This is a genomic window from Bartonella sp. MR90HLJMH (genome assembly GCF_042194115.1).
Taxonomy (GTDB): Bacteria; Pseudomonadota; Alphaproteobacteria; order Rhizobiales; family Rhizobiaceae; genus Bartonella; species Bartonella grahamii.
In genome coordinates this window covers 4435-15741 of sequence record NZ_JBHIMM010000002.1, presented here as the reverse complement: position 1 = coordinate 15741, position 11307 = coordinate 4435, and the positions used below count along the sequence as shown (strand labels likewise).

The following is an 11307-nucleotide window of genomic DNA, read 5'->3' as shown; positions in this document are numbered from 1 at the left end:
AACTTAACGTGAAAAATCAAATACAGTTTGCACAGGAATATGATCTGAAGGACGTTCCCATCCGCGCGCATCACGAAAAATCGAAAGATCTACAACAAAAGGTGCTAAATCAGGAGAAGACCAAATATGGTCAAGCCGCCGCCCATAATCGGTAAATGCCCAATCGCGTGCACGATAACTCCACCATGTGTAAAGCTTGGTAGGAACAGGGATATGTAACCGCATCAGATCAACCCATCCACCTTGACAGCATAAAGCTTTTAAACGCTCGGTTTCAATGGGAGTATGGCTTACAACCTTCAACAATTTCTGATGAGACCAAACATCCTCTGCCAAAGGAGCAATATTTAAATCGCCCACCAAAAGAGAAGAAAGACCATCTCCTTGATCCGCACATACGGAGGACATTTCTTCTAAAAAATCAAGCTTATGCCGAAATTTTTCATTCACATCAGCATCAGGAATATCTCCCCCAGCAGGAACATAAAAATTATGAATCCGCAAGCTTCTCCCATGGGCTTCCACAATAACTGAGATATAGCGACAATCTTGGTTTTGGCAAAAGAAACGCTTTTCTACCTTTTTAAAAGGCAACCGAGAAACAATAGCCACCCCGTTATAAGATTTTTGTCCACTCAATGCGATATGCTTATAACCCGCCGCTTCAAAAGCCTCCACTGGAAATAAAGCATCTGGACATTTTGTTTCCTGTAGACACAAAACATCTGCGGAAAAGAGTTCCAAATACTGAAAAACCTGTGCAAGACGCAAACGAATAGAATTAATATTCCAAGTTGCAATACGAAAGAACATCCATTTCAATCCCAATGAAATAACACAGCACTATTTCTTTGAAGGAAGTGTAAACATTCCATTAGCGAAGCGGACGTCCGTCCGCACATTCATAATCTGCACAGTAGTTTCCAAATTTTGTTGGTCAACAATTGTCCACTGGCGCAAAGCAGAGCCTTTAGAATCAAAAACCATCCTTATTTGCCCTGCCCCAATCGTTTTATCACGCAGAACAATCGTCACAGCCCCTGGATCTTCGCGAAATGCCAACAAGCGCCCAGAAGATACATCAATTTTATCACCCAACAGAAACTTCATTGGCGTTTGCGAAAGTTGTGAAAAGTTCCAAGTATTCAAAGCCCGATTGTTAATACCTACAAATTGACCATCTGCAATAATCTGTAAGGGCATTTTTTTGTAAATGAAACGAATTTTCCCTGGACGCTCTAGGTAAAATGTCCCCTGAGACATTTTCCCCTTTGGACTAAACTGAATAAAATCACCTGTCATTGTTTTGATTGCCGCAAAGTGATTTACAACATTTTGCGCCTTTATCACTTTATTAGACGCTTGCGAAAAAACAGGAAAAGTTAAACACCAAAAGATAATAATTCCCACCAACCCAAAGACTCTTCTTTGCGACAAAAAAGACGTTTTCATAAAAAAATGCTCCCAAGCAATACTTAATTGACTTTATAATTTATAACTTAAGTAATCAACGATGAATAAATACCCTTCTTTATAAGATAACGATATTGTTTGAAAAAACTATCAAAAGATTTTTAAAAGTATTCTTCTTCGACCGTCCCCAAAACTTTCCGCTTACCCATATCATTTGCTGGACTAATAATGCCTTCTCCTTCCATCCTTTCAATCAATGTTGCGGCACAATTATAACCAATACCTAAACGGCGTTGAATATAAGAAGTCGAAGCCTTACTGTTCACGAAGCACAACTGCCACAGCTTGACTATAGGAATCATCTTCTAAAGAAAAAGCTAAAGAAACATCCTTCTTTATTTCTTGCGGTATCGTTTCCAAATAATTAGTCTGCGTTTAAGTTTCCGAAAGCATCCAAATTTCCCGTTTTTCTGCTGATTTTCTAAACGCATAATATATTCTTTCCCACCCCTAATCTGTGAAGCAACATAAATTATAGTCAATACATAACGGATTAAGTACTAAACATATTGCTCACGCACCTGAAAACTCTTTTAAGTGGCAAAAATGCTTTTTTGACTTCCTTCCAATCCAAAAGAATAAAAATTTTCACCCGAACCAGTCTGTAAACAGTTTGGAGTTTAGCAGATTTCACTTGGCTTCCCACCCCATATGATTCATTTATATAAGGCTCGACAGATAAGCCTTGCCCTCAATATTTAGAGCGCACTTAAAAAGACACTTAAATATCAAGCCTTACATGCTTTTATACCCCTACATTCGCAATGACATTATTTTATACCAAGATATTGATTTATAATAATTTATCTTTTTAACTTAAATCATAACGCCAAATACAGGAAGGTTCTCTCATCACATACTTTCGCATATCGAATCAATTGAAATCATTTTCTTGCACGTTACAAGCAAGGTTGGTGTGTGGATAAAAATTATATAAGATAAAGAATCCCCTTATAAAGAGTCTCAAGTGCCAAGGAGCTATCGCAAATCGAGAGCTGGTGTATGAAAATGCAGAATTTCTACGATAAAGTGGGATAAACACTTGTTTTATAAGATATTATAAAAACAACTATAAAGATTTTTCAAAAGCGTTCTTCTTCGGCAGGCACTAAAATTTCTCGTTTCCCTGCGTGATTTGCTGGACTAATGATACCTTCTTCTTCCATCCTCTCAATCAATGTCGCAGCACGGTTATAACCAATGCCTAAACGGCGTTGAATATAAGAGGTCGAAGCCTTACGATCACGAAGCACAATAGCAACAGCTTGACTATAGGGATCATCTTCTGAAGGAGAAGCCAAAGAAACATCAGCACCATCCTCTTCAACTTCTTGCGTAATTGTTTCCAAATAATCAGGTCGTGCTTGCGCTTTGAGATGCGCAACAACCTGCTCCACTTCATCATCCGCAACAAAAGGACCATGCACACGTTGAACACGTCCTCCTCCCATCATAAAAAGCATATCTCCTTGTCCCAATAATTGCTCAGCCCCCTGTTCACCTAAAATTGTTCGGCTATCGATTTTTGAACTCACCGAAAAAGAAATACGTGTAGGAAAATTGGCTTTGATCGTTCCAGTAATAACATCGACGGAAGGACGCTGTGTCGCCATAATTACATGGATACCGGCAGCACGTGCCATTTGTGCCAAGCGTTGAACCGCGCCTTCAATGTCTTTACCAGCAACCATCATCAAATCAGCCATTTCATCAATAATAACAACAATATAGGGCATAGGACTAAAATCAAGCGTTTCCGTTTCATAAAGAGGCTCACCAGTTTCATGATCAAAGCCCACTTGAATTGTCCGCGCCATTGTCTCTCCCTGACTTGCTGCTTCCCTAAGACGTGCATTAAACCCATCAATATTACGAACGCCCAGTTTTGACATTTTACTATAGCGCTCTTCCATTTCACGAACAGCCCACTTTAAAGCAATCACGGCTTTTTTAGGATCTGTCACCACGGGCGTTAATAAATGAGGAATGCCATCATAAACCGAAAGCTCAAGCATTTTCGGGTCCACCATAATGAGACGACATTGTTCAGGTGTCATCCGATAAAGCAATGATAAAATCATTGTATTGATAGCAACAGACTTTCCCGATCCTGTTGTACCAGCAACCAAAAGATGGGGCATTTTTGCTAAATCTGCAATAACAGCTTCCCCCCCAATTGTCTTACCCAAAGCAAGCCCTAATTTTGCTTTGCTTTCAATAAATTCTTGCGCCTGCAACATTTCTCGTAAATAAACCATCTCACGCTTTGCATTGGGCAATTCTATTCCAATCACATTACGTCCTGGAACCACCGCAACACGCGCCGAAATCGCACGCATCGAGCGTGCAATATCATCTGCCAAACCAATAATACGGGAAGACTTAATGCCGGCAGCCGGTTCAAATTCATACAAAGTTACCACCGGTCCAGGACAAGCATCAATAATTTGCCCCTTGACTCCAAAATCTAACAAAACCCCTTCAAGTTCCTGAGAATTTGCTCTTAAAACAGCAGGAGAAAGTTTTGCATCCCTAACAGACGGTGGTGGAACCGAAAGATAATCTACAAGAGGAAGAACAAAACCACCATTTGAAGAAGCTGTTAAAGACTTTCGATTTTTAACAGGAGAAACATAGGCTTTATTTTGATTTTCCTCACACTTTACTTTTTCACCCAAAAAAGTTGGCTCAATCCGATCAAATGACTTTCCTTGCCCCTTACTCTGAAAACGCCTTTTGAAACAGAACAAACGAAAGAAACGCGCTTGTAAAAAATAAAAAAGATGTAAAAGAGCGCCAAAAGTTGTCGCAAAAAAACCATGATTTTCACGATCATCCTCTGCAGCATATTCCGTGTCTTCTTCCAATTCAAAGACTGGATTAACGATTGCATCTTTTGGAATGCTTTTTTCTTTTCTTTTCTTTGTTCGACGCCGCCATATCACATTGCCAGCAAAAGCAGCAGTGAAAAAACCTAAAAGAATAAAAACAACACTGAAAAACACCGTGTAAAGAGGAGAAAGAAAAAGAGGAAAGATTGAAGAAGCAACACTTAAAGCTTTATCTCCTAAAACCCCTCCCAATCCCATTGGCAATGGCCAATAAGTAAAAGAAGCAACAGGTGACATAAGGGCAAAAGCAATTAAAAAACAAATCGTTGATAGCACCCATAAAAAAAAGCGCAAAGTCAAATTGTAGATATTCTTTTGCGCCAATAAGAGAAAAGACCAAAATAATGGCGGCAACAAAACAGCAAGACTTGCCAAGCCAAAAAACTGCATAATAAAATCTGAAAAAATTGCCCCCATCCACCCCATAAGGTTTGTAACCTCATTTGTACTTGCATGGGTTAAAGATGGGTCCGCAACATTCCACGTCGCCAAAGCAAACACACAAAAAATAATAAAGCCCAAAAGCCCAAGCCCAATAAATACCCCTATCTGACGTAAAAACATCTCAATAAGACGCGAACCTTGAGAATTTCGCACTTCTAATGAATCATAAGGAGAAGAACTTCGGTGCATCTATCAATTCCAAATACAAAACTTTCATATTTTAAAGAGTTATAACTCCCTCTCTCTTACAAAAGGGTGAAGCTTAAACTCTGTGCCGATCTGTAAACAAAATAGCCTGTAAACAATCCGACTTCTTATCTAGCGCGTTCTACCTGCTAACCACTTCATATCATTCATATATCACCACCCTAAGAGACAATCCTTCATAAGGCGCACAAAAAGCTCTCCTAGGATATTTATCACACGATCAACCAAAAAACACCTCATGTGTAAAGTTTTACATGGGTCCTATAGGCACCTTCCTAAACAGATGATGTTTTTTACACTACATCATGATAACGGCAAAATATTAATACTGTTTTAACCATCACGAATGAACACAATTTTTTATCTATCATACTAACTAAATATACCCCTTCAGGACAGGCATACTAAAGTACACTCATACAACTTAAAAAATACACGACCATCTTTGTTTATTTTTAGTTTTCTTTTTTATCAACCAAGTGTAAAAAGAATTGAAGAGGACATTCAAAACAGCTTATCCGATAAATCTGTAAAATGAATCACATAAATGATGAAGCAGAAGAACTCTCAAAAACCAATCTGTCATCAGATTGGCGCCAAAAAAGAACCTCGTTTTTGTAAAGCAGAAAGAAAAGTAAACGTTAAGATATTTTAGGCAATTTAAAAAGATATTCTTTTTAAAAGAAAGCAAACTGTAAACAATGGAAGAAGTATTGTGTGTTCTAATCGCAATAAAGACGTACAACCCAATAAAAAAATTAAATCTCATAAAACAAAACAATGTGATCTTCTCATTGCAGGGGGAGCGGCTGTCGGTTTAACCTTAGCGATAGCACTCAAGCAAACAGCCCCTAATCTGAAAATAAAAATCGTTGATGCTGCTCCACAAGAAGATACTCCTGCTTCTAACATACGAACCATTGCCCTTGCTGCTGCTTCTATTCGTATGTTAAAACAATTACAATGTTGGGAACCTATAAAACCCTATGCGCAACCCATTCATTCAATGATCATCACAGATACAAGCACAAGTGACCCTGTCAAACCCACTCTTTTAACCTTTGAAGGCGACATTAACCCTGGTGAGCCCTTTGCTGCTATGGTAGAGCAGAGAGAACTCATCAACACTTTAAAAAAACGTGTCAAAGATCTCAATATCCCTGTTATTGCAAACACGCGTGTCATTGATTTTCATCAAGAAGACCAACATAAAACCGTCACTTTAAATAATGAAGAGGTTTGGCAAACAAAATTGCTTATTGCAGCCGACGGAGCCCATTCGAAATTACGCCAAAAAGCAGGTCTTAAAAACTTTTCTCATCCCTATAAACAAACAGCAATCATCTGTACAGTTGAACATGAAAAACCCCATAATGGTCAAGCAATTCAACATTTTTTACCTGCCGGTCCTTTTGCTCTTCTCCCTCTCAAAGGCAACCGATCTGCCATTGTGTGGAATGAAGATCATAAAACTGCGCAATATTATCTCAAAGCTAATGCCCTTATTTTTGAAACAGAACTCGAAAGACGCATTGGCCATCGATTAGGCAAACTCTCTTGGAATGGCGAACGTCAAGCTTTTCCTTTGAGTCTTTCTTTAACACGTCAATGCGTTAAACCACGTTTTGCTCTCGTTGGCGATGCCGCCCATACCATCCACCCCATTGCAGGACAAGGACTCAATTTAGGATTACGCGATAGCGCTGCCCTCGCTGAAGTGATTATTGAAACAGCGCGACTAGGTCTTGACATTGGCTCCCTCACTGCTTTAGAGCGCTATCAAAGCTGGAGACGTTTTGAAGTTGTCCGTATGGCTTTAAGCAATGATTGGCTTAATAAACTCTTTTCTAATGATAGCCTTCTTTTACGGATGCTCCGCAATACCGGCCTTGGTATTGTTAATCAAGCGCCAAAAATAAAAAAATACTTCATCCAAGAAGCTGCCGGACTCACTCCAAATGCCCCACGCCTTCTACACGGCTTCCCACTTTAAGCAAAAATTCATCCTATTTCACTTTTTTACAACCTTTGCCTCCCTCCTTCAAAGAACAAAAAATTCCTATCTCATCCAATCTGTTTACAAACCAGATTCCTGTCGAGTAATTTTCTCTTGACTTCCTCCTGCCATATTTCACTTAATATAAGACTCGACAAGCGAGATACATTCTAAGAATATTCACCACGCACTGAAAAAAAACATTTAATGTCTCAAAGAGGTTGCCTTATATCACCACACCTTAAAAGAAGCCATTTCACGTCATAACGAAATAAACAAGACCTTTTAGCACACAACATTTTATTTATAATAATAAATTCATTGTTCTCATATTGAGTGATAAATCTAACGATCATAAAATACCCTTAATTCAAATCTCTCTCATGTTGAAGCAATCAAAATCATTCACTTGCACATCACAAGCAGGAGTGTCGTATAAATAAAACAGCAATAAGAATCCTTACCCTCTCAAGTACTAAGGGCTTTAGTAACATTGGAGGTGAGTAAAGTGTATAATGGCGCCGGCTTATATTTTTTATTGAAATAAAAATGGTGGTGTACAAAATGGATTTTATGTAATCATAGGGACTTTTACGTTATACTATTCACGAGAAGCACCATAAAATAAGCTTAGTTGCATTGAAAAATTTTTCTTTTAAAAAAAGCACGTAAATTGGTAACACAACTGTATTCTGTTTGAGGTATTCTGTTCCTCAGACTAACCCTTTAACTTATTGTGGAATACCACACGATTTTAGAAAAAATATTCTAATATATAACAAAGTGTTCCGTACTCTATACCATCACACACAATTGTAAACTTGCATATCACCCCCCCCTATTTCACACCATAAAAGAAGATAAACCGCAATAGAAATGACTCAATCCTTTTATTTTCAAATAAGCTCTTTATTCATTATTCATAAATGCTCATAAATGAATTTTAATCACAAACGCTCAGAAATATGTCATAAATTCTATAAACCCCATAACAGCCATAAAAATTTTTCATTTCCTACACACTCACTCATCTCAACAAAACGAACGATAAATAAAGTAAATGCCTCATATATAATCTTACAGAAAAAAGACCAAACAAAATCTATAACATCAGACTTGTTCTACAGAACAATATTTCAAAAATATAAGTATGCTAATTTATTAACTTATTAATTGATAAAATTATCATTTTACATATTAAGTGAAAATCCCCATGCAATAAATTATTCTCATTTCGACCACTTTTGTAAAGAGTCAATAAAACTATAAAAAGAAGTAAAATATCCCCCTCTCTCAAATGCCAAAAGCAATTACAATATTATAATCTGGCATCATCATTATGCTTGCCAGATTATAACAACAAGACCTTTTTCATTTAAATACATTTATTCATGCCCCCTATCATTTTATTTGATCACTCAATACTTTAATATATTCGTTCAGTATATCTATACAATCAAATTACCCAAAAGAGCATACTTCTTACATTTACATTCCTTGGTATTCCCTTATCTTGTAAATATCGCACACGTGTTATGTTACTTCAAGTTCATCAAGTGTATACCCATTCTCCAACCACTCTTTAATCCACTTAGGCCTACGTCCACGCCCATTCCATAATTCCCATTGGTTATTGGGATTTCTATAATGGCGCTCTTTGCTCACAAGATCAGCGATATCAATTCCATGGGCATTAGCAATTTCAAGAATTTTTCGTCGCGCATTTTGCTTTTCCTTTGCTTGCCGTTTTTTTAATTCCATATCGATTTGTGTACGCATCTCTTGTAGTTCATCAAAATTCATATTTTTGAGATCATTCACCTTAATTACTCCCCTTGCAAAAAAGAATTTTTTTTTGCCATATTTTAAACACAATTATAGACAATTTTCGTCTATTTATTATCGAAATTAAAATTACGATACATATATCACTTTGACGGAGATGTGCTTTGGACCACAAAGAACTGTTTATTGGTACATCAATTACCACCACTGCATCTTTTTTCAGTTCAATCGCTGGAACTACTAAATGTAGTGCTCAAACACCATCACACCTCTCTGACTCTCATGAATCAGTAGTCAAAAGTAAATATAAATCGTCACTCTATAAGTTATGGCAATACGCAACAAAGAACAAGCCCTCTCTGTATAATGATAGTGTGGTTCATTATGACAATAAAACCTCCCCTCATACACAACGGATTTTTACTTCGTATAAATTTTTTTTGAAAAGATTTTTGCAACTAGAAAATTATATAAAACAAGCAGCTTCAATACAGTATCAAAGATTATTATTTTTTAAAAGCAGCGCATTTTTTCGTGATTCCAATAATATTGGTTGGCGTAATGTGCTCTATTTTATTCCACACTTTTATCTTGTTGGTTGGATATTCGCATATATTAGAAATATTCTTAGAAGAGAACAAAACAGTAATCACAGGGAATATTCTACGCTAAACAATTTCGTTCTGCAAATTTATAAAATCAAAAGACAACGAAAAAACGCACCACAAAGAATTAGCATTTGTATTAATAAAATTTTTCATAATAAGGTGTATTGCTAATGATTGTTCCAGATTTCACATTTTTTGCTGCTGCATACATATCCAATACGCCTCCCATAACATTTTCAGTTATCGCCGAACAAGAAGCGCGGGACAATGTCTATGTAACAGATGATAAAGATAACTTCTTCTATCAATCATCTCAGCTTAAGGAAACAATCGCAACAACTGAACAGTTTAGACAGAGCAAACATAATTTTAACATAATTTTAGGGCAAATTGGTGTTGGAAATGTGAAATTGTTTTCTCTTTTTGATGCATTTGGTTTTTGCAGAAATCTTACAGCTGTACAAAGCGCTTTAACTTACTGCTATGAACAAACAACATCAAAGTGCATCTTTGAAAAAGCGACTTTGCAATCTGTGCTAAATTTTTACAACACAGAAAACTCAAACCACACCTCTATACAGAAAGTTACTTCATATATTGGAGTAAAAGCTGCTGTACAAGAAAATGAAGATTTGCCGGAGCCTGTAAAGCTTAAAAAAGAAGAACCAGAACAGACAACTAACGTAGATTCTCTTCCTCTCTCTTCAAGAGGAGAGGAAGATGCATTTACACATAAAGAAAGTGGCACCAGCGATGCTTTTTCGGCTGAAAATTCTTCTTCATCGAGAGGCTCGCTAGAGTGACAACTGATATTTTCACGAAACCCTAGAATTTTGATAGGATATTATAATGAACGGTAGATAAGAAAATGTTAAAGCTCTAATTAGTAAGATTGGATAAAATCTCTTCTAATTGAGGGCAAAGATAATGAAAATGATAGAACAAAACAGCGTTGATATAGCATTTAGTCAAAAAGCAGCACGTGAGATTACAGTCGTGATGCTTTCAGAAAGAGAATGGTATTTCACGTTTATTTCCGATGATCCAATCACCGGAAAGCCAAATAAATATACGTTACTTACACAAAGAGGAAAACTAAGAACTTGGGCTGATCCAAAATATCTCTTTAAGTTTCTTCATGAACGAGGGGTCATTTGTGGGAGTTTTAATCTTAATCAGGATAAAGAACATGAAACAATTAAATATTCTTCACACAACAGCTCGTAATAAAATTGCTGAATTTTCAGCAGCTTTGGCCATATTTTTTATGAATAGTTCTGCTCATGCACAAGCCCAAGCAACCGTTTTAAAAAATGCAGAGGGCGCTCTAAAAGATTTACAGACAGACTTAAAAGTGATTATCCCTGTTGCTGCTGCCGTTATCCTCTTGTGCTTAGCAATTGGTTATGCAGGACGCTACATCGGAAAGGACACGTTTGTACGGTGGGCAATCGGTGTTGTCATCGCAGGTTCTGCAACCCAACTTGTTACTCTGCTATTTAAAACAGCGTAATAATGGCATTAATTATAAATACAATATGTTTATTTATATAAAAATATTATCTAGATTTTAATAAGAGTGAAATATGCAAAAATTAACTAGTCTTCAATCGAAAAGTAACAACAAAATCATCGCAATTTCTGCTGCTATGACTGCGTTCTTTATGAATAATTCTGCTTACGCCGCCGCAAGCGTTTTAAAAAATGCAGAGGACGCTCTAGCAGGTTTACAGACAGACTTAAAAGTGATTATCCCTATTGCTGCTGCCGTTATACTGTTGTGCTTAGCAATTGGCTATGCAGGACGCTACATCGGAAAAGACACATTTGTACGGTGGGCAATCGGTGTTGTCATCGCAGGTTCTGCAACCCAACTTGTTACTCTGCTATTTAAAACAGCGTA

General features: G+C 37.1%; 9 protein-coding genes and 1 pseudogene. 5 read left to right on the top strand and 5 right to left on the bottom strand.

What is annotated here, in order from left to right; translation table 11 throughout:
• Positions 1–3 precede the first annotated feature (3 nt).
• The 4 genes and pseudogenes from ACFIJ9_RS01305 to ACFIJ9_RS01290 all read right to left on the bottom strand — a co-directional run bounded on the left by ACFIJ9_RS01305 (position 4) and on the right by ACFIJ9_RS01290 (position 4997).
• On the bottom strand, positions 4–813 hold the full coding sequence (locus ACFIJ9_RS01305; protein ID WP_375635484.1) for an exodeoxyribonuclease III: 810 nt from the start codon (positions 811–813) through the stop codon (positions 4–6).
• A gap of 30 nt (positions 814–843) precedes the next feature.
• Entirely contained in the window at positions 844–1452 is a 609-nt protein-coding gene (locus tag ACFIJ9_RS01300; protein WP_375635483.1) for an outer membrane lipoprotein carrier protein LolA, read from the bottom strand.
• 122 nt (positions 1453–1574) lie between these two features.
• Positions 1575–1839: pseudogene (locus ACFIJ9_RS01295) on the bottom strand (DNA translocase FtsK); the annotation flags it as partial.
• 716 nt (positions 1840–2555) lie between these two features.
• Positions 2556–4997 carry a DNA translocase FtsK 4TM domain-containing protein gene (locus ACFIJ9_RS01290; RefSeq protein WP_375635482.1) on the bottom strand — a complete coding sequence of 814 codons (2442 nt, stop codon included), beginning with the start codon at positions 4995–4997 and terminating at the stop codon, positions 2556–2558.
• Positions 4998–5730: 733 nt separating this feature from the next.
• On the opposite strand from ACFIJ9_RS01290, the gene ACFIJ9_RS01285 reads away from it, so the two are divergent.
• Positions 5731–7008 carry a ubiquinone biosynthesis hydroxylase gene (locus ACFIJ9_RS01285; RefSeq protein ID WP_375635481.1) on the top strand — a complete coding sequence of 426 codons (1278 nt, stop codon included), beginning with the start codon at positions 5731–5733 and terminating at the stop codon, positions 7006–7008.
• A gap of 1536 nt (positions 7009–8544) precedes the next feature.
• Here the strand turns inward: ACFIJ9_RS01285 and ACFIJ9_RS01280 are convergent.
• Positions 8545–8832: an H-NS family nucleoid-associated regulatory protein gene (locus ACFIJ9_RS01280; protein ID WP_375635480.1), complete on the bottom strand. Its 288-nt coding sequence runs from the start codon at positions 8830–8832 to the stop codon at positions 8545–8547.
• A 742-nt stretch (positions 8833–9574) separates the two neighbouring features.
• Here ACFIJ9_RS01280 and ACFIJ9_RS01275 point away from each other — a divergent pair.
• From ACFIJ9_RS01275 to trwL (ACFIJ9_RS01260), 4 genes are all read left to right on the top strand, one after another.
• The gene (locus tag ACFIJ9_RS01275; RefSeq protein WP_375635479.1) at positions 9575–10207 is read left to right on the top strand and encodes a TrwN protein; all 633 of its coding nucleotides are present in this window, start codon (positions 9575–9577) and stop codon (positions 10205–10207) included.
• A gap of 124 nt (positions 10208–10331) precedes the next feature.
• Positions 10332–10631 carry a KorA family transcriptional regulator gene (gene korA, locus ACFIJ9_RS01270; RefSeq protein WP_015857010.1) on the top strand — a complete coding sequence of 100 codons (300 nt, stop codon included), beginning with the start codon at positions 10332–10334 and terminating at the stop codon, positions 10629–10631.
• Entirely contained in the window at positions 10594–10917 is a 324-nt protein-coding gene (gene trwL, locus ACFIJ9_RS01265) for a VirB2 family type IV secretion system major pilin TrwL (RefSeq protein ID WP_375635478.1), read from the top strand. The genes korA and trwL (ACFIJ9_RS01265) overlap by 38 nt, the downstream gene beginning before the upstream one ends.
• 73 nt (positions 10918–10990) lie before the next feature.
• The coding region (gene trwL / locus ACFIJ9_RS01260) for a VirB2 family type IV secretion system major pilin TrwL (RefSeq protein ID WP_375635477.1) at positions 10991–11307 on the top strand (317 nt) is incomplete at its 3' end.

What these genes read in the sequence shown, in the direction of transcription:
- ACFIJ9_RS01305 (WP_375635484.1), bottom strand. Translation starts at nt 813, where the DNA reads ATGTTCTTTCGTATTGCAACTTGGAATATTAATTCTATTCGTTTGCGT.
- ACFIJ9_RS01300 (WP_375635483.1), bottom strand. Translation starts at nt 1,452, where the DNA reads ATGAAAACGTCTTTTTTGTCGCAAAGAAGAGTCTTTGGGTTGGTGGGA.
- ACFIJ9_RS01290 (WP_375635482.1), bottom strand. Translation starts at nt 4,997, where the DNA reads ATGCACCGAAGTTCTTCTCCTTATGATTCATTAGAAGTGCGAAATTCT.
- ACFIJ9_RS01275 (WP_375635479.1), top strand. Translation starts at nt 9,575, where the DNA reads ATGATTGTTCCAGATTTCACATTTTTTGCTGCTGCATACATATCCAAT.
- korA (WP_015857010.1), top strand. Translation starts at nt 10,332, where the DNA reads ATGAAAATGATAGAACAAAACAGCGTTGATATAGCATTTAGTCAAAAA.
- trwL (WP_375635478.1), top strand. Translation starts at nt 10,594, where the DNA reads ATGAAACAATTAAATATTCTTCACACAACAGCTCGTAATAAAATTGCT.